Source organism: Faecalibacterium sp. i25-0019-C1, from assembly GCF_042854225.1.
Classification (GTDB): Bacteria; Bacillota; Clostridia; order Oscillospirales; family Ruminococcaceae; genus Faecalibacterium; species Faecalibacterium taiwanense.
The window spans coordinates 2,159,560-2,180,816 of the sequence record NZ_AP031428.1 but is presented as its reverse complement, the minus strand read 5'-3'; the positions used below and the strand labels follow the sequence as shown (position 1 = coordinate 2,180,816).

Annotated in this window: 16 protein-coding genes and 4 pseudogenes; 15 read left to right on the top strand and 5 right to left on the bottom strand. The window is 50.9% G+C overall.

Annotation, left to right across the window (positions count from 1 at the left end; all coding sequences use genetic code 11):
- Positions 1-10 precede the first annotated feature (10 nt).
- Together ACGHUK_RS10820 and ACGHUK_RS10815 are read right to left on the bottom strand one after the other, a co-directional pair.
- Positions 11-934: a carbohydrate ABC transporter permease gene (locus ACGHUK_RS10820; RefSeq protein ID WP_005944588.1), complete on the bottom strand. Its 924-nt coding sequence runs from the start codon at positions 932-934 to the stop codon at positions 11-13.
- Positions 935-1,046: 112 nt separating this feature from the next.
- Positions 1,047-2,396, bottom strand: a complete 1,350-nt coding sequence (locus ACGHUK_RS10815; RefSeq protein ID WP_120080885.1) for an ABC transporter substrate-binding protein — start codon at positions 2,394-2,396, stop codon at positions 1,047-1,049.
- Between the two features lie 473 nt (positions 2,397-2,869).
- Between ACGHUK_RS10815 and ACGHUK_RS10810 the strand changes: the two genes are divergently transcribed.
- From ACGHUK_RS10810 to ACGHUK_RS10760, 11 genes and pseudogenes are all read left to right on the top strand, one after another.
- Positions 2,870-3,715, top strand: a complete 846-nt coding sequence (locus ACGHUK_RS10810) for a MurR/RpiR family transcriptional regulator (RefSeq protein ID WP_097775097.1) — start codon at positions 2,870-2,872, stop codon at positions 3,713-3,715.
- A gap of 184 nt (positions 3,716-3,899) precedes the next feature.
- Entirely contained in the window at positions 3,900-4,415 is a 516-nt protein-coding gene (locus ACGHUK_RS10805; protein ID WP_390574298.1) for a helix-turn-helix domain-containing protein, read from the top strand.
- 125 nt (positions 4,416-4,540) lie between these two features.
- A complete protein-coding gene (locus ACGHUK_RS10800) occupies positions 4,541-5,410 on the top strand; it encodes a DUF6017 domain-containing protein (protein WP_097791888.1) in 870 nt (289 codons plus the stop codon).
- A pseudogene (locus ACGHUK_RS10795) lies at positions 5,410-6,051 on the top strand (ParA family protein); the annotation flags it as partial. The gene ACGHUK_RS10800 and the pseudogene ACGHUK_RS10795, both read left to right, overlap by 1 nt.
- 5 nt (positions 6,052-6,056) lie before the next feature.
- Positions 6,057-8,342 carry a VirB4-like conjugal transfer ATPase, CD1110 family gene (locus ACGHUK_RS10790; RefSeq protein WP_390574297.1) on the top strand — a complete coding sequence of 762 codons (2,286 nt, stop codon included), beginning with the start codon at positions 6,057-6,059 and terminating at the stop codon, positions 8,340-8,342.
- A complete protein-coding gene (locus ACGHUK_RS10785) occupies positions 8,335-10,077 on the top strand; it encodes a C40 family peptidase (RefSeq protein ID WP_015565183.1) in 1,743 nt (580 codons plus the stop codon). The genes ACGHUK_RS10790 and ACGHUK_RS10785 overlap by 8 nt, the downstream gene beginning before the upstream one ends.
- Before the next feature lie 12 nt (positions 10,078-10,089).
- Complete coding sequence (locus tag ACGHUK_RS10780; RefSeq protein WP_015565182.1) at positions 10,090-10,362, top strand: DUF4315 family protein; 273 nt, start codon at positions 10,090-10,092, stop codon at positions 10,360-10,362.
- The gene (locus ACGHUK_RS10775; protein ID WP_156061910.1) at positions 10,346-11,080 is read left to right on the top strand and encodes a DUF4366 domain-containing protein; all 735 of its coding nucleotides are present in this window, start codon (positions 10,346-10,348) and stop codon (positions 11,078-11,080) included. Before ACGHUK_RS10780 ends, ACGHUK_RS10775 begins: the two co-directional genes overlap by 17 nt.
- A 100-nt stretch (positions 11,081-11,180) precedes the next feature.
- Positions 11,181-11,459 (top strand): annotated as a pseudogene (locus tag ACGHUK_RS10770) (DNA topoisomerase); the annotation flags it as partial.
- 88 nt (positions 11,460-11,547) lie between these two features.
- Positions 11,548-11,808 (top strand): DUF6061 family protein, encoded by a 261-nt coding sequence (locus tag ACGHUK_RS10765; protein ID WP_081028504.1) that lies wholly within the window; start codon positions 11,548-11,550, stop codon positions 11,806-11,808.
- A 158-nt stretch (positions 11,809-11,966) separates the two neighbouring features.
- Positions 11,967-12,323 carry a hypothetical protein gene (locus tag ACGHUK_RS10760; RefSeq protein WP_055187024.1) on the top strand — a complete coding sequence of 119 codons (357 nt, stop codon included), beginning with the start codon at positions 11,967-11,969 and terminating at the stop codon, positions 12,321-12,323.
- A 190-nt stretch (positions 12,324-12,513) separates the two neighbouring features.
- Here the strand turns inward: ACGHUK_RS10760 and ACGHUK_RS10755 are convergent, their stop codons facing one another.
- Complete coding sequence (locus tag ACGHUK_RS10755; protein ID WP_055187025.1) at positions 12,514-13,029, bottom strand: hypothetical protein; 516 nt, start codon at positions 13,027-13,029, stop codon at positions 12,514-12,516.
- A 17-nt stretch (positions 13,030-13,046) separates the two neighbouring features.
- On the opposite strand from ACGHUK_RS10755, the pseudogene ACGHUK_RS10750 reads away from it, so the two are divergent.
- The 4 genes and pseudogenes from ACGHUK_RS10750 to ACGHUK_RS10735 form a co-directional block, all read left to right on the top strand.
- Positions 13,047-16,238, top strand: a pseudogene (locus ACGHUK_RS10750) (DEAD/DEAH box helicase family protein); the annotation flags it as partial.
- Positions 16,235-16,567 (top strand): plasmid mobilization protein, encoded by a 333-nt coding sequence (locus ACGHUK_RS10745; RefSeq protein ID WP_158388456.1) that lies wholly within the window; start codon positions 16,235-16,237, stop codon positions 16,565-16,567. The pseudogene ACGHUK_RS10750 and the gene ACGHUK_RS10745, both read left to right, overlap by 4 nt.
- A 110-nt stretch (positions 16,568-16,677) precedes the next feature.
- A complete protein-coding gene (locus ACGHUK_RS10740) occupies positions 16,678-16,956 on the top strand; it encodes a hypothetical protein (protein ID WP_120021073.1) in 279 nt (92 codons plus the stop codon).
- 54 nt (positions 16,957-17,010) lie between these two features.
- Entirely contained in the window at positions 17,011-18,393 is a 1,383-nt protein-coding gene (locus tag ACGHUK_RS10735; RefSeq protein WP_154256552.1) for a relaxase/mobilization nuclease domain-containing protein, read from the top strand.
- Between the two features lie 66 nt (positions 18,394-18,459).
- On the opposite strand, the gene ACGHUK_RS10730 is transcribed toward ACGHUK_RS10735, so the two are convergent.
- Both ACGHUK_RS10730 and ACGHUK_RS10725 read right to left on the bottom strand, forming a co-directional pair.
- Complete coding sequence (locus ACGHUK_RS10730; protein ID WP_206671449.1) at positions 18,460-20,346, bottom strand: DUF6977 family protein; 1,887 nt, start codon at positions 20,344-20,346, stop codon at positions 18,460-18,462.
- Positions 20,347-21,028: 682 nt separating this feature from the next.
- Positions 21,029-21,250: pseudogene (locus ACGHUK_RS10725) on the bottom strand (spondin); the annotation flags it as partial.
- Positions 21,251-21,257: the final 7 nt, after the last annotated feature.

Here is a 21,257-nt window from a genome sequence, read left to right as displayed (position 1 = left end):
GGCACCTCCTTTAATTATCCTGGTTGCCCAGCTTGAACTGAACAGCCGACAGAATGGCGATGATGACTGCCAGCACAACACCCATTGCGTTGCCGTAGCCGTAGCGGTACAGCTTGAAGGCGGTGTAGTAGATGTAGTACATGATGGTATCGGTGCTGTGGTTGGGGCCGCCGGAAGTCAGCAGCTGGATCAGCGCAAAGCACTGGAAGGAGTTGATGGTGGTAATGACCAGAATGTACAGGGTGGTGGGCATGATGGCGGGCCACTTGATCTTCCAGAAACACTGGAAATCGGTGGCACCATCCACTTCTGCGGCTTCCACGATGGACTGGTCCACATTGCCCAGAGCGGAAACGTACAGCACGATGGGCTGGCCCACAGAGGTGGTGAGCAGGATCAGGATGATGCAGCCCAGAGCAAAGCGCTCATCGCCCAGCCAGTTGATGTTCTTGTCAATGAGGCCCAGAGTCTTGCCCAGATAGTTGAAGATGCCGTAGTAGTTGTTGTACATCCACTTCCACACCACGGTAACAGCCACGGAGCCGGTGACCACGGGCAGGTAGAACACGCAACGGAAAAGGCTGGTAGCCCACTCGGGCAGGTCTACGATGGCAGAGGAGACCCACAGCGAGAAGGCGCAGGTGACGGGCACAGACACCACCACGATGATGAAGGTGTTCTTTAAGGCACCCAGAAAGATGGGGTCTGTGAACAGTTCCTTATAGTTTGCAAGCCCCACAAAGATGTCGGCACGGTTCATGGTGGAATCGAAGAAGCTGGTCACCACGCACAGCACCATGGGGTAAATGACGAAGCCCAGGAAGAAGATCAGGCTGGGCAGCAGGAAGCAATAGGAAGCGAAGGTCTCGCGCCGTACCAGCGCACTGCTGCGCTTAGGCTCTTTGATCGCCGTTTTTGCAGCCAAGAGAATCACCGTTCCTTTCGGTTATGATTTTTTTTTTACAAATAAAGCCCCTCCCTCGTCGGGATCTTCGAGGAAGGGGCGAAGCGTCAATAATTATCTGCCCCCGGCAGAGTGGATGGGCTTATGCCTGTGCGGCAGCGTTTGCGTTGTCCACAAAGGTCTTGACGGCAGTCTCGACATCCTCACCGGAGCCGACGCGCTGCAGCATGTTCCACCACTCGGTACGTGCGGTTGCCCAGCCCGGAGTGATCTGGTAGTAGTCGCCCAGATAAGCCATGAACTTGCTGTACTCGCTCATGATCTCGTTGTCGGCGTAGATATCGCCCACGCTGGTGCGGACCGGGAAGTAGGTGGAAGCCAGCACACTGTCCTTGACCTGATCGGGGTCGGCAGCGATGAAGTCGATGAAGGTCCTGGCTGCTTCGATCTTGGCCTCGTCGCCGTTATCAAAGATGCCGAAGCCCCAGATGCCGCCGCACAGCTTCGGGTCGCCGCTGTCGGTGGGGAAGGCCATGGGGAAGATCTCGTCGCCATCGTTGGTCAGACCGGCGGCATTGTTGTCGCTGTTGGCCTGCTGTGCAATGTTCCAGCAGAATGCCATCTGCAGGGTGCCGTTGCGGAACAGGGTGATCTCGTCGCCGCCTGCGATGGAAGCGTCAAAGTTGATGCCCTTGGTGTCGTGCAGGGTCTGGATCGCCTTGATGTTCTCGGCGGAGTCGGCAGTGTACTTGGTGTGGGCTGCATCGGTAAAGGTGCCGCCGTACATGTTGTTGATGATGGCGCGGGTGCCCTGGTCGCCGCCCTGACCTGCGCAGTAGATGGCTGCAACGTTCTCGTAACCGCCGTTGTACAGGGCATCAACGGTCTTCAGGAAGCCGTCGGTGCTCCAGGTATGCTTGTCGGTATCAATGTACTGGTCAGCGCCCACTTCCTTGACTTTGGTCATGTTCACGGCCATGCAGTGTGCGGTCATGCACAGGGGATACTCGTAGTAGTTGCCGGCAGTGTCCTTGCAGGCGGACTCAACGGACTCGTAAATGTCCTTCTTGGCATCGTCGGTCCACAGGTCGTTCAGCGGAGCCATAACGCCCTTTGCGCCCCAGTTTGCAACCAGACGCTCGGGACCTTCCATGATCAGATCAGGTGCGCTGCCACCCTCGATGGCGGTGTTCACCTGATCGTCGCCGTTGGTGTAGTCCAGATACTCCACAGTGACCTTGATGTCAGGATACTTTGCGTTGAAGCTGGAAACCAGACCCTGAACGGTCTCGTCATTGCCCCAGCCGCCGATGGGGTATGTCCACAGCTTGATGCTGGTGGAAGAAGCAGCTGCGCTTGCAGCAGTAGAACCTGCGGTGGAAGCAGCAGTGCTGGTGCTTGCAGAAGAGCCGCCGCATGCGGCCAGAGCGCCGGCTGCGCCCAGAATGCCAGCGGCCTTCAGGAACGAACGGCGGGAAATGCAGTTTTTCATAGTAGTTTCTCCTTCGCATTCAAGATGCTTCACGTTGTTGGCGGCCTGCCGTGCCAGCGGCCGCTCTTGATGGCTCCATTATAGAAAAATATTTTCATTTTGTCCATTCATGGTTTTCATAAATTTTCAGAATGACAGTGTGCATTGTGCACAAAAGTGTGGGATATATGTTGAAATGCAAAGAAAATCTTGCTTTACTCTTCTGAAACTATTACAAAATGGTACAAACCCACCAAAACGATAGTGAAAATGTTTTTCTAAACAAAAATGCAAAATTGAAAGATATTTTCACAAAATGGCCGGTTTTTCCGCCAAAACTGTGTGCTCTGCACAGAACTGCGGGCCAAAATGTGGGCAATGCGTCTCTTGCGAAGCGGGGACGATTCTTTTATACTTTTTACAAAGGTGAATGAAACGGTCGGCAGCTGATCCGGGTCGGTAGACTGCTGCGCCGGAAAAGAGGAAAAAGAAAAATGGCAACGAATTTTTGGGAGCTGCTGCAGCAGCATCAGGGTGACCTGACAAAATCGGGCCGCACCGTGGCGGACTATCTTGTGCAGCACGCGGCAGAGGCACAGTATCTGTCCATCTCCTCGCTGGCAAAGGAGTGCTGTGTGGCAGAGGCAACGGTGTTCCGCTTCTGCCGGGCGCTGGGGTTTGAGGGCTATCATGAAATGCGCATTGCGCTGGCGCAGGCCAACGCCACCGGTGCACTGGTCAACCAGCATGTGCCGGAGCCGGATGCCGACACGGCAACTTTGTGCGAGCACGCCAGCGCCCTGCTGATGACTACTATCAACGGCACCCAGAACAATCTTTCGCCGGAGGCGGTGGACAAGGCTTCGGAGCTGATGCACAAGGCCCGGCAGGTGTACTGCCTTGGTCAGGGCGGCAGCATGTATATTGCAAATGATATCTGCGCCCGCTTTGCCTGCATCTCCACCAAGTTCCGCACGGCAGGTGACAGCCATATGCAGCTGATCACGGCCAGCCTGATGACCCCGGAGGATGTGGTGCTGTTCGTTTCCTATTCCGGCGCTACCCGCGATATGCTGGAAACGCTGCGTGCGGCCAAGGCGGCGGGCGCAAAGATCATTCTGCTCACCCATTATGAGGATTCGCCCGGCGCAAAGCTGGCGGATATCGTGCTGCTGTGTGGTGCGCAGGAAAGCCCGCTGGACTCCGGCAACATCCCGGTCAAGGTGGCGCTGCTGTATGTGGCTGAAGTGCTGGTGCTGCGCTACACCATGGACGACCCCGAAAATGCCAACGCCGCACAGGATCGCACCAGTGAAGCACTGGCGGTCAAAATGCTGTAAAAATATTGCCCGCAAGGCCCCTGCAGAGCCCGTGTTCTGTGGGGGCCTTGGCATATCCGGCAAAGGGTGCGCAAAATTTGTTTCTGATCTTTTTCAAAAAAAATAGACCTCATCTTTTCGATGAAGTCTATTTTTCTTTAGCCTCTTAACTTAACGGCATTGGGCGAATGCCTGATGGGCTTTTATGTCGGTGGTGGGGGTCGAACCAACACGTGTTATTAGCACAAGGGATTTTGAGTTTTTATCCGCATCTTCCATCTGGTGTCATCCAGTGATATCTAGTGATATCTGGTTCCCACTCTGCAAAGGCAAAATTCACGCCTCAACGAACAATAATTTGAAATATCCACGATTTTTCGATGCGTTTTTCCTCTACTCTGTTTTTTCGGTTTGGACCGCCCAAATGGAAATTGGAGGGATGTTCAGGAGGGATGCAGGGCAAAACGCTCCTCTGCTTAGGCACAAAACGAAAGGAAAGTCAAGGATAATGAATCAAAATCAAGCAAAAGAGTATTATAAAAAATTATTTGTGAACTATCCTGATGTGCTGTCTGTCGAAGAAGCAACAACTTTACTCGGTTTCAAAAGCCAGACTGCCATCATCAGAAGAATCCATCAACATAGAATTCGCTGCCTGAAAGTCGGACGATCTTTCATGATTCCGAAAGAATATCTCATCGACTATCTTTTGGATAGCTAAATTATATAGCCATTATATTACATAGCGCACCACTTTTCAATAAGAAAAGAGTGCGCTTTTTATTTTCAAACGAAAGGCGGTTGATTTTTTGAACACAAGCTGGAGCAAAACGTTGAAAAAGCCACATGACCCTTGACTACTTTTACGGACAAGCCGGAGAACTGTTTTCGTTCTACCGCATTCCCAAGGCTCTTTTTCAGGAGCCACGGTTCCAGAGTCTGTCCACCGATGCAAAAACCCTGTACGGCATCCTGCTGGACCGCATGAGCCTGTCTGTGAAAAACGGCTGGCTGGACGAGCAGAACCGGGTGTTCATTATCTTCACGATAGAGGATGTCAAGAGGGCGTTGTGTTGCGCAGACAACAAAGCGACCAAGCTGCTCCGGGAACTCGAAAAGTTTGGTCTGATTGAACGAAAACGCAGAGGTCTGGGAAAGCCAAGTTTGGTGTATGTGAAGAACTTTTCGGCAGAATCGTCAAAATCAATATTCCAGAATCGTGATTTTCACGATTCTGGAGGCTTCAAAAACGCAAGTCAAGACCCTTCAAAATCACGATGTAATAAGACTAAAGAGAATGATACTGAAATGAGTGAGACTGATCCATTCTATTCTGAAGAAGCGGATGGGATGAGCAAACGCACCCAACTGGAAGAATATTTTTCTCAGTCTTTGGAGATAGACCTTTTGCTCCGGCTCTGCCCGGATGACGAGGACATTATCTACCAGATCGTAGACTTGCTGGTGGACACCTGCGCTACCAACCGTAAGCTGCTGCACATTGCTGGGGACGATAAGCCCGCCGAGGTGGTACGCAGTCGGTTTATGAAGCTGAACGCTGACCACATCAAATTTGTGTTGAAGTGCCTTGCAGAGAACAGCAGCCCAATCAGGAACATGAAGCAATACCTGCTCGCTTCTCTGTACAACGCAACGACCACCATGCAGCTTTACTATCAGAATCAGACCAACCACGATTTAGCGAAACGGGGGTGATAAAAATTTCCAAAAAAGCAACCACGATTGCCATTGTCAACCAAAAGGGAGGCACTGGCAAAACAACAACCTGTGAAAACTTGGGTGTCGGTCTTGCCGCCGAGGGTAAGAAGGTCCTACTTGTAGACGCTGACCCGCAGGGTTCACTCACCATTAGTATGGGCTGGCAGAAGCCGGACGAACTGCCCGTTACTCTTTCTACCCTGATGCAGAAAGCCATGAACGACCAGTGCATTCCGCCCGGTGAAGGTGTGCTGCACCATGCAGAGGGTGTAGACCTCATCCCGGCCAACATTGAGCTGGCAGGGCTGGAAGTTGCCCTTGTCAATACCATGAGCCGGGAAAAAATGCTGAAGCAAGTCTTGGACAGTGCAAAGCAGGACTATGACTATATTCTGTTGGACTGCACTCCCTCCCTTGGGATGCTGACCATTAACGCGCTGGCGGCGGCAGACACTGCTTTGATACCCGTACAGGCTCAATATCTTTCTGCCAAAGGTCTGGAGCAGCTTTTGCAGACAATCTGTAAGGTACACCGGCAGAAAATCAATCCGAAGCTGAAAATCGAGGGCATCCTGCTCACCATGACGGACAGCCGCACCAACTATGGAAAGCAGATCGACACTTTGATTCGTCAGGCATCCCCATGCAGCGAATGTTTGAGGATGGTACCTGTCGGGTGAAGCCCAACTACTACACCCGTACCATCCAGTATCAGGACATCAATTATCAGCTCGCCCAGCAGGAGGACAAGACCGCCATTTTTGAAGAATGGTGCAGTTTTCTGAATTTCTTCGATAGCTCCATCAAATTTGAGCTGTCCTTTGTGAATATGGCGACTGACAGCACCGAGTTTGAAAAGAGCATCCGCATTCCGTTCCAGAAGGACGGCTTTGACGATGTTCGTGCGGAGTATTCCCAGATGCTGCGCCAGCAGCTTGCCAAGGGCAATAATGGTCTGACCAAGACCAAGTTCATCACCTTCGGTGTGGAGGGCGAAAGCATGGCGCAGGTCAAGCCCCGGCTCGACCACATTCAGAATGACCTGCTGAACAATTTCCATCGGCTGGGTGTGCAGGCAAAGCCCCTGAATGGTGTCCAGCGGCTGAAACTTATGCACGATATGTTCAACATGGACGGTGCCAGCAAATTTCATTTTGACTGGAAAGACCTTGTGAAAAGCGGCCTTTCGGTAAAGGATGCCATTGCGCCCACCGCCTTTGCCTTCAAAAACTCCCGGACGTTCCAGATGGGCGGCATCTATTGCGCCGCCAGCTTTCTGAGCATCACGGCTTCCGACATCAGCGACCAGCTTTTGAAGGATTTTCTGGACATGGATTCCAGCCAGATCGTCACCATGCACATCCAGTCCGTTGACCAGAACCGTGCCATCAAAACGGTCAAGCGCACCATCACGGAACTTGATAGATCAAAGATCGAGGAGCAGAAGAAAGCCATCCGCGCCGGATATGATATCGACATCATTCCGTCGGATTTGGCAACCTATGGCAGAGATGCAAAAGCCCTGCTGAAAGAATTGCAGAGCCAGAACGAGCGGATGTTCCTCGTCACCTTTCTGGTTCTGAACACCGGCAGGACTGAACAGGAACTGGAAAACAATGTTTTTCAGGCATCCAGCATCGCCCAGAAGCACAACTGCAATCTCTGTCGGCTGGATTTCCAGCAGGAGCAGGGCTTGATGAGCAGCCTGCCGCTGGCGGATTGCCAGATCGAGATTCAGCGGGGACTGACCACCAGCAGCACTGCCATCTTCATCCCCTTTACCACGCAGGAATTGTACCAGAGCGGAAAAGAATCGCTGTACTACGGCTTGAATGCCTTGTCCAATAACCTTATCATGGTTGACCGCAAGAAGCTGAAAAATCCCAATGGGCTTATCCTCGGCACTCCCGGTTCTGGCAAGTCCTTCAGCGCAAAGCGTGAGATCTGCAATGCGTTTCTGGTGACAGATGATGATATTATCATCTGCGACCCGGAAGCGGAGTACGCTCCGCTGGTGGAGCGTCTGCATGGGCAGGTCATCCACATCAGCCCTGCCAGTACCCAGTATATCAACCCCATGGACATCAACAGCAACTACTCGGAAGAGGATAACCCTCTGGCTTTGAAAGCTGACTTTGTGCTGTCCCTGTGCGAACTGGTGGTCGGCGGCAAAGAGGGCTTGCAGCCGGTGGAAAAGACGGTCATTGACCGCTGCGTCCATGTGATCTACCGCAAGTATTTCGAGAATCCCCTCCCGGAAAATATGCCCTTGCTGGAAGATCTGTACAACGCACTGCTGACGCAGGATGAACCGGAAGCCCGCCATGTGGCGGCTGCGCTGGAAATCTACGTCAAGGGCAGTTTGAACATTTTCAACCACCACACCAACGTGGATATCCACAACCGTATCGTCTGTTTTGACATCAAACAGCTTGGCAAGCAGCTCAAAAAGCTGGGGATGCTCATCGTGCAGGATGCCGTGTGGGGGCGCGTGACCGCCAACCGTGAAGCCGGAAAATCCACCCGGTATTTTGTCGATGAGTTTCACCTCTTGCTGAAAGAGGAACAGACTGCGGCGTATTCCGTGGAGATCTGGAAGCGTTTCCGCAAATGGGGCGGCATCCCCACCGGCCTGACCCAGAATTGCAAAGATTTGCTGTCCAGCCCCGAAGTGTCGAACATTTTTGAAAATTCGGATATGATTATCATGCTGAATCAGGCCAATGGTGACCGACAGATTCTTGCCAAGCAGCTGAACATCTCGCCCCACCAGTTGTCCTACGTTACGCACAGCGGTTCCGGTGAAGGTCTGCTGTTCTACGGCAACACAATTCTGCCCTTTGTTGACCACTTCCCGCATGATCTGGAACTGTATAAGATCATGACCACCAAATTGTCCGAGGTAACGGGGGCGGAAAAGCATGAGTGAGAATCAGCCGAAGCTGAAATTTGAGGAGGATAAGGAGCGCACGGCCACGCGCTCCCCGCCGAAAAAATCCAAGGTGGAGCAGTCGGTGCCCAAAAAGAAAAAGCTGAAACTGGATGCAGACAAAGCAGTGGAAAAATCCCAGCACCTGCGTTTCGGCAAGGCCGAAATCACCCCCGATGAAGCATCCCGCATGACCAAACAGCAGAAACGTGCCATGTATGCCGCTGCTGCCGCCCAATCTGCGGTGCATCGGGAGGTTGACCAGTACGAGGACGATAATGTGGGCACGCAGGCTTTAAGCGAGGGCGAAAAGGCAGCAGGAAATGTCCGGGATATTTCCAAGAGCATCTATGCCCGGAAGCTGAAAAAGAAAGCCAAAATGCAGGGCAAGAAGGGGGCCAAAACCGCAAAATCTTCCCCGCAGAAGCCGACTGCAGCACAAGATGCAGGCGCATCCGGCACCGGCGAGGGCAGTTCCAACTGGCTTTCCCGGTGGCGGCAGAAGCAGGACATCCGGCAAAGCTACTATGCCGCCGCCCATTCGGGTACAGCGGCACAGACCGCAGGCGGTAAAACGGTATCCAATGGCACCACCGCTGCAAAGTCCGGTATGGAGCAGATCATCGACAAAGGAAGATCGGTGGTCAGTACCGCAGTCAACGGGATTGCCAATTTTGCAAAGAGCAACGCACACGTTCTGGTGATCGTGGGCGTTTTTCTTTTACTCCTGCTACTGGTCATGTCGGCATTTTCGTCCTGTTCCATCCTGTTCAGTGGTACCACGCAGGTCAGCGGCCAGACCATCTATACCGCCGAAGACCGGGACATTAAAGGTGCAGAAACGGACTACAAAAAGTTAGAGAAAGATCTTGATAAAAAGATCAAGCGCACTCCCACCGACCATCCCGGATATGACGAGTATCAATATCATCTGGATGAGATTACTCATGACCCGTGGCAGCTCACTTCGTTCCTGACCACTTTGTACGATGACTACACCCGCAGCGAGGTGCAGGGCAAGTTGAAGGAGACCTTCAAAAAGCAGTACAAGCTGACCACATGGGTGGAAGTCCAGACCCGGTACCGCACGGTAGTGATGATTGATATTTTTACAGGTATACCCTACACCACACAGGTGCCTTACCAGTATAAGATCTTCCACACCAAATTAGAGAATCGAGGGCTGGAAGTTGTTATCCGGGAAGAGTTGACGGAAGATCAGTGGAAGCGGTATGAGATTTTTCAAGATACCAAAGGTGGCAGACCGTACCTGTTCAAAGGTGGTCTGCCTGCTGGCGGTTCCGATGGCTCTGGCACACCCGGAATCGACTATACCGTTCCTGCAGAAGCCCTGACTGATGAGGAGTTCGCCGCCATCTACAAGGAAGCCCAAAAGTATGTGGGCACGCCTTACGTCTGGGGCGGCTCTACCCCGGAAACCGGGTTCGATTGCAGCGGCTATGTCTGTTGGGTCTACAACCAGAACGGTTACAATGTGGGGCGCACCACCGCCAATGGCCTGTGGAATAAGAGCCAGCACATTTCCGAAGCCGAAGCAAAACCCGGTGATCTTGTTTTCTTTGAAGGAACGTATGATACGCCGGGGAAAAGTCATGTGGGAATCTACCTCGGCAACGGCATGATGGTGTCCGCTGGCGACCCCATAAAGTATGCCGATATTCATTCGTCCTACTGGCAGAAATATCTGTCCGGTTTTGGGCGGCTCTCAAAATGATTGGAGGAAAGTATGAGCGAAAAACTCGATAAGCTGCGTGCTTCTCTGGAAAAAGAGAAGGAGCGGCGCATCAAGATCAACAACCGCATCGAAAGCCTTGAGCGGCGGATTCAGGAAGCGGAAGCCGCCGAAGTGAACGAGATGGTTCGGACGGCAAAGGTCACGCCGGAACAGCTGGCTGCGCTGCTGCGGCAGTCTACAAACACTACCCCGAACCCGGCTGCGCTGTCCGCAGTCGGTGCTACCATTGATAAGGAGGACCCCGATAATGAAGATGATGAATAAGGTTTGTGCGCTGGTGCTGTCGGTGGCACTGTGCGCTGGCATGGCAGCTCCTGCTTTTGCCTATGGCGGTGAGCCTGTGGAGGAAGTGGAGCAGCCTGTCCTGACTGCCACTCCTGATGAGTCGGATGCCGTTACCGTGACCGACGAGGAATCCGGTGCCCTGACGCCGGAGGGCAACCTGACGCTGGTGGATGATTACCACACTAACTATTCCGATGGCAGTGGTCAGCAGTTTATCACGTTAGTCAGCAAATCGGGCAACACCTTCTACTTGGTCATCGACCGCAACGCCAAGGGGCAGCAGACCGTCCACTTTATGAATCTGGTGGACGAGGCCGACCTGCTGGCACTGATGGAGGAAGAAGATGCCGATGTCTACACTGCTGAAAAAGAAGCGGCGGCGCAGGCAGAGCAGGACAGGCTGAAAGCTGAGGAAGAAGCCAAGAAAGCCGCAGAAGAAGCGGCGGCATCCGGCACGGAACAGCCCAAGGAAAACAAGGTCACAAAGATCGCGTCCGGCTTTCTGGGCGTGGTCGTGCTGATCGCACTGGCGGCAGGCGGCGGCTTCTATTTCTATGTCCAGCAGAAAAACAAGAAACATGCAGAAAAAGAAGCCCTCGACCCCGATGCAGGTTATACCGAGGACAAGGGCGATTTTGAGATTCCCACCGAGGACGAGCCGGAGGAGACAGGCGAAGAAGATACCGAACCTATCTGATTTTAAGGCGGCGGTCTGCCGCCTTACATATTGCAATCCGAAACAGAATGGAGGGATATTTATCGCAAAATTGATCGTAGCAGAAAAACCGTCCGTTGCCATGGCTTACGCTAAAGTCCTCGGTGCCACCAGCCGTCAGGACGGCTATCTTGAGGGCAACGGCTATCTCGTCTGTTGGTGTATCGGTCATCTGGTAGAGTTGGCCCCGCCCAATGTTTACGATGCCAAATACGTCAAGTGGAGCATTGCAGATTTGCCCATCCTGCCGGAAAGGTGGCAGTATCTGGTGTCTGCGTCTACCCAAAAACAGTTTGGCATCCTGCAAAAGCTCATGCACCGCCCGGATGTGGGCAGCATCGTGAACAGTTGCGATGCAGGGTAGTGCGGTTAGGTGACTCAAGAGAAAGAAAAAAGAGACCTCATCTCGTCAAAAATCAAATTTCAAAATCATTAAAGGAGCTATTCAAATGAAACGAAATCAGAATTTCGACCATAATCACTCTCAAAAACTGCTTTCCTTCCGCTACAACATAGACACCAACCGAGTGGAAGCCCGGTTCACGGATGGCTCTGCCGTCGCCAACAGGATGCCCAACTGCCTCAGAACATCCTCAACCCGCTACTTTACAGTGGGGTTGACACGGAGGATTGAGTGTCATCGTTTTTTCATGGCTACCGCCGAAAATCATTGTAACGTATTTTGTGTTACAAATTGGTCAAGCGAATGATTATGATTAAAATTCTCTTACTCGCACAATAAGTCATTTGATAAACTGGTTAAAATGCCAAATAATTTCAAATCATAGTCCAACACACAACAAATGTGGTATAATAACAATATATTTAATGCTTTAACTGTGTTTGCAAAAAGGAAAAGAAGATAAGTATGGAGATTACATGGTTGAAAAATGAAGATAATGCCATTCAATACGTCTATGCCTCTGCTGTTCCCCAAAAAATACCATTAGACATTTTTAAAGAAATTGTTCAGAGCAGTAAAGAAAACTGTCTACCTGAATTTTATGTGATATCTGAACAGGGAAAGTATATCGGATATATTTTATTATTGGCCGATAAAAAAGAAGACATCCCTAAACCTTTTACATTTCTTGCATGTCATAATGGCGATACTCTGCCAAAAGAAACTCACAAAAAAATATTGGAATTTATCGGCAAACGGTGTCGTGTAAACAACTGGAATAAACTCGCTTGGTTGGCCGAACAAGAAATCCAGCAATTGTGATATCATCGTTTTTTAAGCTATCTCTCTATAAAAACTCCTTAAAGACATAAAGGCAAACTTGAATAAATAAATTTATCTAAAAGCCCCACCTACAATAGATATTCCAAATCGAAGAATCTACTGCAGGTGGGGCTTGTTCTATGTGATAAGCTATTTTGTAAAAATCAAATACGTAGATTATATGGCAGAATCATTTGGTGACACTGAAAGCTAATGTTGCGCCATCAACGACACTATACATATCGCCGTTAGCCGCAGTAGCAATTCCAGTAAACTCAACCTCCCATTTTCCTTTAGAGAGTCCATATTTTACATCTTCCGTACCGATTGTGCCGTATGCAGAAATGGCATGATCAAAGGTTCCAAAGGGTGTACCAAGTTTATTGAAATGCAGGTTACCTTCAAAGGAAACAATTACTGCACCCGGAACGGTAATCGTCCATTGGATATACCCTTCAGACAGATAATCAAGTGTACATGAACCAGCATCGCCCCAGAAGGTTTCGCGAGAAATTGGGACAAGTTTGAATGTTGCAGAGTTTACAGTTGTTCCTTTATCAATTTCGATACTAGATTTTTTGGAAGAAAGTGCTACAACGCCTGGTTCAACTGCAACAGCAGCAGGCATCAAAACTGTGTTGAAAACAACCAACGCAGCACTCGTTCCAGCCATTTTAAGGAATTCATTTCGGGTCATCTTTTTCATGTCGATTTGCTCCTTATGCAGATGATCCGGAAGCAGGCTGGCAGACTGCGGACGAGTATCTTTCCGGCAATGTGCGGAATAAACTGCGCATGGCTCAGCTTGCCGCTGAAAGCCACCCGGAGTTCAAGATCAATGTGGAGGCTTTGACCAAAGCGCAGCCGAAGGACCTTGAAGCATCAGAAATCGACATCCGACTGGGTGCCACATGGCTGAATCCCGCCATTGTGCAGCAGTTTATGATGGAGACTTTTCAGCCGCCCTACCGCATCCGCTATAACAACCTGATCCAAGTCCGCTACTCTCCATTTACGTCCGAATGGCGCATCGGCAACAAATCTGCCGCCGGAATGTATGATATCATGTCCACCGAAACCTACGGCACCCATCGGGCCAACGCCTACAAGATTTTGGAGGACACCTTGAATTTGCGGGACTGCCGCATTTATGATACCATTGAGGAGGATGGTAAAGAGCGGCGTGTCCTGAACCAGAAGGAGACGATGCTTGCCCAGCAGAAGCAGCAGGCCATCAAGGATACCTTTGCAGGCTGGGTTTGGCAAGACCCGCAGCGGCGGAATCTGCTGGTGAAGCAGTATAACGAGTTGTTCAATAGTACCCGGCCCCGCGAGTATGACGGAAGCCATATCCATTTTGTCGGTATGAACCCGGAGATCAATCTGCGGGAACATCAGCGCAATGCAGTTGCTCATGTGCTTTATGGTGGGAACACCCTGCTCGCCCACGAGGTGGGTGCCGGCAAAAGTTTTGAGATGGCAGCTTCGGCAATGGAATCTAAGCGTTTGGGCCTGTGTCAGAAAAGCCTGTTCGTGGTGCCCAACCATCTGACCGAGCAGTGGGCCAGCGAGTTCCTGCGGCTATACCCCAATGCAAAGCTGCTCGTTACCAGCAAGAAAGACTTTGAACCCGCCAATCGAAAGCGTTTTTGCGCCCGCATCGCAACCGGCGACTACGATGCCGTCATTATCGGCCACTCGCAGTTTGAGAAAATCCCTCTTTCTGCGGAACGGCAGGCACGGATCATCGAAGATCAGATCGAGGAAATCGAAAATGCCATTGCAGAGGCCAAAGAACAGTCCGGTGAGCATTTTACCGTGAAACAGATGGAAAAGACACGGAAAACACTGGAGGTGAAACTGAAAAAGCTACAGTCCACCGACCGCAAGGATGATGTGGTCACATTTGAACAATTAGGCGTAGATAGGTTATTTGTGGACGAGAGCCAGAACTACAAGAACCTATATCTTTACACCAAGATGCGCAATGTTGCTGGCCTTTCTACCTCCGAAGCACAGAAGTCCAGCGATATGTTCGGCAAGTGTCGTTATCTGGATGAAGTGACTGGCGGGCGCGGCGTGATTTTCGCAACGGGAACGCCCATCAGCAACTCCATGACGGAAATGTACACCCTGATGCGCTATTTGCAGTACAGCACTCTCCAGCAGAAACAACTGACCCACTTTGATGCATGGGCTTCTACGTTTGGCGAGACCACCACGGCCATTGAGCTTGCGCCGGAAGGAACCGGCTACCGTGCGCGCACACGTTTTGCCAAGTTCTTTAACCTGCCGGAGCTGATGAATATGTTCAAGGAGGCAGCGGACATCAAGACTTCCGACCAGTTGCATCTGCCTGTTCCGGAAGCCAAGTTTGAAACTGTCGTGGTCAAACCCTCGGAAATCCAGCAGGACATGGTGAAATCCCTGAGCGAACGTGCTGCTGAGGTGCATAGCGGTGCGGTTGACCCCTCGGTGGACAATATGCTGAAGATCACCTCGGACGGACGTAAAATCGGCCTTGACCAGCGGCTGATGAATCCGCTCACCCCGGATGACCCGGACAGCAAGCTGAATGCCTGCGTCGACAATGTTCTGCGTATCTGGAACGAAACCAAAGAGGATAATCTGACGCAGCTGATTTTCTGCGATATGTCCACGCCCAAGGGAGACGGCTCGTTCAATGTCTACGATGATATTCGCACAAAGCTGCTTGCCGCCGGGGTGCCGGAATCGGAGGTCGAGTTCATCCACAACGCTGATACTGAAGGTAAGAAAGCGGATTTGTTCTCCAAAGTCCGCAGCGGCAAGGTGCGTGTCCTGCTGGGCAGCACTGCAAAGATGGGCGCAGGCACCAATGTCCAGACCCTGCTGGTGGCCGTGCATCATCTGGATGTAGGCTGGCGACCGTCCGATATGACCCAACGCAACGGCCGAATCATCCGTCAGGGCAACAAAAACAAACAAGTTTACGTCTATAATTACGTCACGGAGGGGACATTCGATGCCTACCTCTGGCAAACGCTGGAAAACAAGCAGAAGTTTATTTCGCAGATCATGACGAGCAAATCTCCGATGCGCTCCTGTGATGATGTGGATGAGCAGGCTCTTTCGTATGCCGAGGTCAAGGCCCTATGCGCAGGCGACCCGCGCATCCGGGAAAAGATGGATCTGGATGTGCAGGTAGCAAAGCTCAAGGTGCTGCGCTCGGATTACCAGAACCAGAAATATCGTCTGGAAGATAAGCTGCTCAAGCATTACCCGGAGGAAATTCAGAAAGCGAAGAACCGTATTGCGGCTCTGAAAAACGATGCCCAAATCGCAGACGCACACCCGCAGGATAAGGAGAACTTCTGCGGCATGACGATCAAGGGCATGGTGTTCGATGAGAAAAAAGCAGCTGGTGAGCGGCTGATGCTCGCCTGCAAGGAGATGCCGAATGCGGATATGATGCTGCTGGGCACCTATCGCGGCTTTGAGCTGAACATTCGCTTTGACAGTTTCAAGAATGAGCATCAAATCGTTCTCCGCGGCGAGCTGAGTTATCCGGTACCGCTGGGCGATGACCCTCGCGGCAACATCGTCCGTCTGGACAATGCCATCGGCAATTTTGCCGACCGCATTGCCGATGCTGATGCCGCACTGGATTCTCTGGAACAGCAGAAGCAGGCCGCAGAGGTTGAAATCGCCAAGCCGTTTGCGCAGGAGGAAGAACTGCAAACCAAATCTGCCCGCCTTGCAGAATTGGATGCGCTGTTGAACATGGAGCATCAGTCCAGCCGGACAGAACCCGAAGCGGAAGAAAAGCCGGATGCCCGCCCCTCTGTGCTGGCAGCTCTGGAAGAAAAGGCTGATAAAGTGGAGCCTGTCCGACCATTCAAATCTTACTTGGATAAGGATGGTGATGCCCGGTGACGGAGCACCGTGACCAGCAGATCCATTTTCGTGTCAGCAAAGTCGAACTGGAACGCATTCGTCAGAAGATGGAAAGTTGCGGTATTTTGAGCATTGGCTCTTATCTGCGAAAAATGGCTCTGGATGGTTACTGCCTGAATCTTGATTTACCACAGCTGCGTCGGATGGCGTACCTTCTTCAGAATTGCAGCAACAACCTGAATCAGGTGGCGAAACGGGCCAATGAAAGCGGGCAGCTCTATGCCGCCGATTTAGAGGACTTGCGTAGTCGGTTGGATGAGCTGATAGCTATCGGCAAGCAACTTCTCGCCAAACTTTCGGAACTCTAAAAAAATCCCGCAGCAGGAGGACTGCGGGCTTACATAACGGTTGACATCCTTGCAAGGCAGTAGCCGATACCTTTATAATTGGGGCGGAAAAAGGAAGGATGGTGTTCGATATGAGGTTTCTGTTCAAAATGGTGCTTGCCCCGGTCTCTCTGTTTGTGGCTTTTCTGGCTCTGATGGCAAAGTGGCTGCTCACTCTGTCCAGCTATGTTGTCGCGCCGTTGATGCTGTATATCTTTGGCTGCGGCATCTACACCGTCTACCGCCAGACTTGGGATCAGTTTTTGATTCTGCTGGTTGCTGAATTTCTCTGCTTTGTTCTTTTTGTCAGCGCAACTGCGATGGTGGCGGGCGTTGAACGATTCAGCGGTTGGCTCCGGGACGTGATTTGATTTTGAATCTTTTGCCGCCTTCGGGCGGCTTTTTCATTTAGGGGGTGATTTGCTCTGGCTGCTACTCGTCTGATTGCACTGCATCAGCACAAAGGAAAATCTATCGCCGCCTGCCTGAAAGACCGCACTGATTATGCGCAGAATCCCGACAAGACTGAAAGGGGCGAACTTGTCAGCAGCTATCAATGCAGCCCGCTTACCGTGGATGAGGAGTTCATGCTCACAAAAAAGCTATACGAGCAAGCCACCGGGCGCAGCCAGAAAAGCAATGTCATCGCCTATCAGATACGGCAATCCTTCCGACCCGGCGAAATCACAGCAGAGGAAGCAAATCAAGTTGGCTACGAATTGGCCTCCCGCTTTCTGAAAGGCAAACACGCTTTTATCGTTGCCACTCATACCGACCGGGAGCATATCCACAATCACATTATCTTTAATTCGACCGCTTTGGATGGTACCCGGAAATTTCGGGATTTTTTCTTTTCCGGGCTGGCAGTGCAGCGGTTAAGCGACCTGATTTGTCTGGAGCATCAGCTTTCCGTAATTGAAAAGAAGCCTTATCGGGAGCGGCAGAAGCGTATCACTTACCCGCCAAGGGAAAGCAACCGCGACCGACTGTGCGGTGTCATCGACGAAATTTTGCAGCAGAAGCCCACCGACTACGAAGATTTTCTGCAAAAGCTGGAACAGCAGGGCTATGAAATCAAACGCGGCAAATACACTTCCGTTAAAGGCGCACGGCAGAAACGCTTTATCCGGTTAAAGACACTGGGTGCCGGGTACAGCGAGGATGAAATCAAAGCAGTCATTGCCGGAAAAGCCGAACACCGCCCACATCAGAAGCAACCTCCCAAAGAGCAGCCGTTCCAGTTGCTGGTTGACATTCAAGCAAAACTTGCCGAGGGCAAAGGTGGCGGCTACGAACGCTGGGCGAAAAAGCACAATCTGAAGGAAATGTCCAAGACGTTGCTTTTTTTGCAGGAACAGAAAATCAGCAGTGCGGATGAGCTGAAGGAACTTGCAGATGCTGCACTTTCACACTATCACGAACTGGGCGATTCTATCAAGGCCGCAGAGCAACGTATGACCGAGATTGCAGTCCTCCGTGCGCACATCGTCAACTACGCCAAGACCCGGCCAGTGTACGATGCCTACCGCAAATCCGGGTATAGTTCCAAATTTCTGGAAGCACACCGGGAGGAAATCACGCTGCATAAGACGGCGAAAGCCGCTTTCAATGAATCCGGCCTGAAAAAGCTGCCCAAAGTGAAAGACCTGAATGCAGAGTATTCTGCGTTGCTCACCATGAAAAAAGCACTCTACCCGGAGTACCGAAAGGCACGGGATGAGATGCAGGAAATCGTAAAAGCACAGAAAAATGTGGAACTGTTCTTTGCGGAGGAAAAGGACTCCAAGCAAGTCGAGCAGATCCGATAAAACAATACGGCCCTGAGAACTTTGCCGCTTATCCGGCAGGGTTCTCAGGGCTTTTTTGCTTATTACTCAGTCTGTACTCAGAGCAGCGGTGATTTCAATTTGTTTAGCAATCATGCTTTCCAGTTCCTGCGTGATCGTTGCACAATTTGCAACACGATAATTCCAGAAGTAAGAAACGCCTTCACACTCCTCAACGGACAAATCACTGTTGACCAAAAGCAGTCGGTCGGAGGTTACTTTCAGCTTTTCGCATAGAGAAGCGTATTTTCCATAATCAATACTTCGGCTGGACGATTTGGCTTCCACCCAGAAGAATTTTCCGTTGATGGAGAATACGACATCCAGTTCATGCGTGCTCCCTGCGGATGCCGCTTCTGAAAGAATCACATTGGAGCAAACCGAAACTTCTGCACCCTGCTCCTCCTGATAGCGATTCAAAATCTGCTGAACCTGATGCTCCACAAAAAGTTCCAGCCACTTCCCGCTCAGGAAATGCCGGACAGTCTCATTTTGCGCAAGCTCATAGACGATATTCTGCGGATAGATCACAATGGATGCAAAAAGTCCCATTTTATCCCACGTCTGAGCGATTTCCGAAAGTGTGGCAAACGAATTCTTGGAAGTACCCTTTGGGATACGAAACGAAAAAGAGCCGTCACTCTGCATATGTGTCCGAATAAACTGCAAGAAATCCACCACTACCGGGTCGCAAAGAGCTTCGCCTGTTTTCCATGCCATCCGCTGAACGGCAATCGGCGGAAGTTTTTTCGGTACGACCTGCTGAACGATTCTATACCCACAGCGTTCCAGATGCTCCAATGCGGTCAAAGGCTTCGGAGGGATTTTTTCTTTAACTTCGGACTTTTCTGCACCGGATGTATTCTCAGTCAGATAGTTAAACTTCCATCCGTATTCCCAAGCAGGCGAACGGGTCAACACACCAACTGCATGAAATCCGCTGTCCGGTTCCTCCATCGGAAATGTGATTTTGTTCTTTTGGATATTGATTTGGAGCGTTTTATTTTTCAGCGCTATCTGATAAGCGTCAAGAAGGAATTCCTTTCCCTTATATGTCAGCTCACTGGAACTATTTGCAGAAAGGCCAGCATTTTTTGCCAAAGAGAGAAGCAGACAGGTCGCTTTGGGCAGCTCAAGGATATGCTCCATCTGCGCAGCGTCCGGAATCACTTCCGCATTTGCGTTATCGGGCTGCGGCAATTCGTCTGCCGGAGTCTCCTTTGCTGGTGCAGAAACTTCGGGTGTCATTTTTGAAGCAGCCTCAGATTTTCCAGACTTGGGCAAAGGTTTCGGCTCCGTATAGACCTCAGCAATAAATAATTCATAGGAATCGATGCACGAAAGTTTTCCTGCCGCTGCAAGTCCCACATAAATCGCAGCCGCCCGTGAGGAATCGCCATAATACTTTTTAGAATCCGCTGCGGCAGCAATATCAGAAAAAGCATTATATCTGCTCAGCGGCTCCGCCTTTTCCGGGAACTGCTTCAACGCACGGCAGTAGAGCCACTCAAAGAACGAATCCATGTACGGCTCTGTCGGATACTCGTTTCCTTCCAGAGAGTAACGTAGCAGCTCTCCACTGGTTCGCAGCCGAGTGTCCTTATGGACTTTGGGTGGCTCACAGGTCAGAAGGTCAGCGAATGGCCCACCATGTTCAAACACTTTGGTGGCTTCAAAAACCGTGCTGATGGGTACATCCTGCGCAACAGAATCCAGATGCAGCAAAAGCCGCAGAGAAGAAACAGCTTCACCCTCCGGCTGAACGGATGCAGAGCTGACTTCCAGAATCGAAACATCAGGGTCTGTTGTATGGACGGCATCATGGACGGCACGGATATTCTGCCGCTTGCTGCCTTTTATCCATGTGAATGTCACCGGCTGTTCTCTGCAATAGGGATAGCCGGATATGGGAAAACAAATGGTTCGTGTTGCCATGAACACCTCCAACTTTTTAGGACAAACAAGTTTATGTAAATCAAGTATAGCACAATCCCGGATGTGCTGCATAGCACTATTTTCTGCTTCCGGGAATCCATCTGTGCAAAAAGTGCCGATACCACAGGCATCGGCACTCAGATTAAAAAGCATTTTTCAAAAATGTGCAGCCTGCATCCACTGGATGCAGAACACAAGGGGTTTGGGCACAGCCCAACAAGCATTTTGAATTTGATTTTTAGAAATCGGATTCAAAAATTGCAAGTTGGTACCAGCTTGCACTGCTTGCCACAACAATGCGTCCTTTTTGTCCGCAATTTGTAATTTTCAGATTGGAGAAAAACGCCATGGCAAAGACGAAGGCTGAAGAAAAAGCTCTCAACCTTGATTAGATTTTGTTTAACTGCCGGGATTATCTGCGCGCTGCGCGCAACTCCGGCTCGTTCTTTGAAAAGCGTGATATCCCCCGCAGTACAGCCCCGAAGTTCTCAAAAAGGTCATGGAACAGGTAGAGAACTTTGAGGAGAACAATTAAGCATTTTCTCGTTTTAACGTGGGATTAGATTGCTGTAGACCTTAATACAAAAAGATAGATAATGAAAATCTGGTGTCTGCTGGTACCAAAAAGCAGTTTGGCATCCTGAAAGACCTGATGAACCGCTCCGACGTGGATATCATCGTCAATGCCTGTGAAGCCCACCTCCACATTCCCATGGCCGATTTCGTAGTCTATGTAGTTGTAGCGGCTCCGGTCAAACCAGATCTGATAGGTCAGCCCGTTTTTCATTTTCTTTTTGAAGTCGCCCTTTTTCAGACGCTTCCAGCCCTTTTCCTCCAGGCCCAGGCCGTTCCACAGGTAGTCCAGAAGTTCCTGAATTATATCTGCCGGCCGTTTTTGTTCCACGGTCTCC

Bases quoted from the DNA above. Each gene is read 5' to 3' on its own strand.
- ACGHUK_RS10815 (WP_120080885.1), bottom strand. From the start codon at position 2,396: ATGAAAAACTGCATTTCCCGCCGTTCGTTCCTGAAGGCCGCTGGCATT.
- ACGHUK_RS10810 (WP_097775097.1), top strand. From the start codon at position 2,870: ATGGCAACGAATTTTTGGGAGCTGCTGCAGCAGCATCAGGGTGACCTG.
- ACGHUK_RS10805 (WP_390574298.1), top strand. From the start codon at position 3,900: ATGTCGGTGGTGGGGGTCGAACCAACACGTGTTATTAGCACAAGGGAT.
- ACGHUK_RS10800 (WP_097791888.1), top strand. From the start codon at position 4,541: ATGACCCTTGACTACTTTTACGGACAAGCCGGAGAACTGTTTTCGTTC.
- ACGHUK_RS10790 (WP_390574297.1), top strand. From the start codon at position 6,057: ATGCAGCGAATGTTTGAGGATGGTACCTGTCGGGTGAAGCCCAACTAC.
- ACGHUK_RS10785 (WP_015565183.1), top strand. From the start codon at position 8,335: ATGAGTGAGAATCAGCCGAAGCTGAAATTTGAGGAGGATAAGGAGCGC.
- ACGHUK_RS10780 (WP_015565182.1), top strand. From the start codon at position 10,090: ATGAGCGAAAAACTCGATAAGCTGCGTGCTTCTCTGGAAAAAGAGAAG.
- ACGHUK_RS10775 (WP_156061910.1), top strand. From the start codon at position 10,346: ATGAAGATGATGAATAAGGTTTGTGCGCTGGTGCTGTCGGTGGCACTG.
- ACGHUK_RS10765 (WP_081028504.1), top strand. From the start codon at position 11,548: ATGAAACGAAATCAGAATTTCGACCATAATCACTCTCAAAAACTGCTT.
- ACGHUK_RS10760 (WP_055187024.1), top strand. From the start codon at position 11,967: ATGGAGATTACATGGTTGAAAAATGAAGATAATGCCATTCAATACGTC.
- ACGHUK_RS10755 (WP_055187025.1), bottom strand. From the start codon at position 13,029: ATGAAAAAGATGACCCGAAATGAATTCCTTAAAATGGCTGGAACGAGT.
- ACGHUK_RS10740 (WP_120021073.1), top strand. From the start codon at position 16,678: ATGAGGTTTCTGTTCAAAATGGTGCTTGCCCCGGTCTCTCTGTTTGTG.
- ACGHUK_RS10730 (WP_206671449.1), bottom strand. From the start codon at position 20,346: ATGGCAACACGAACCATTTGTTTTCCCATATCCGGCTATCCCTATTGC.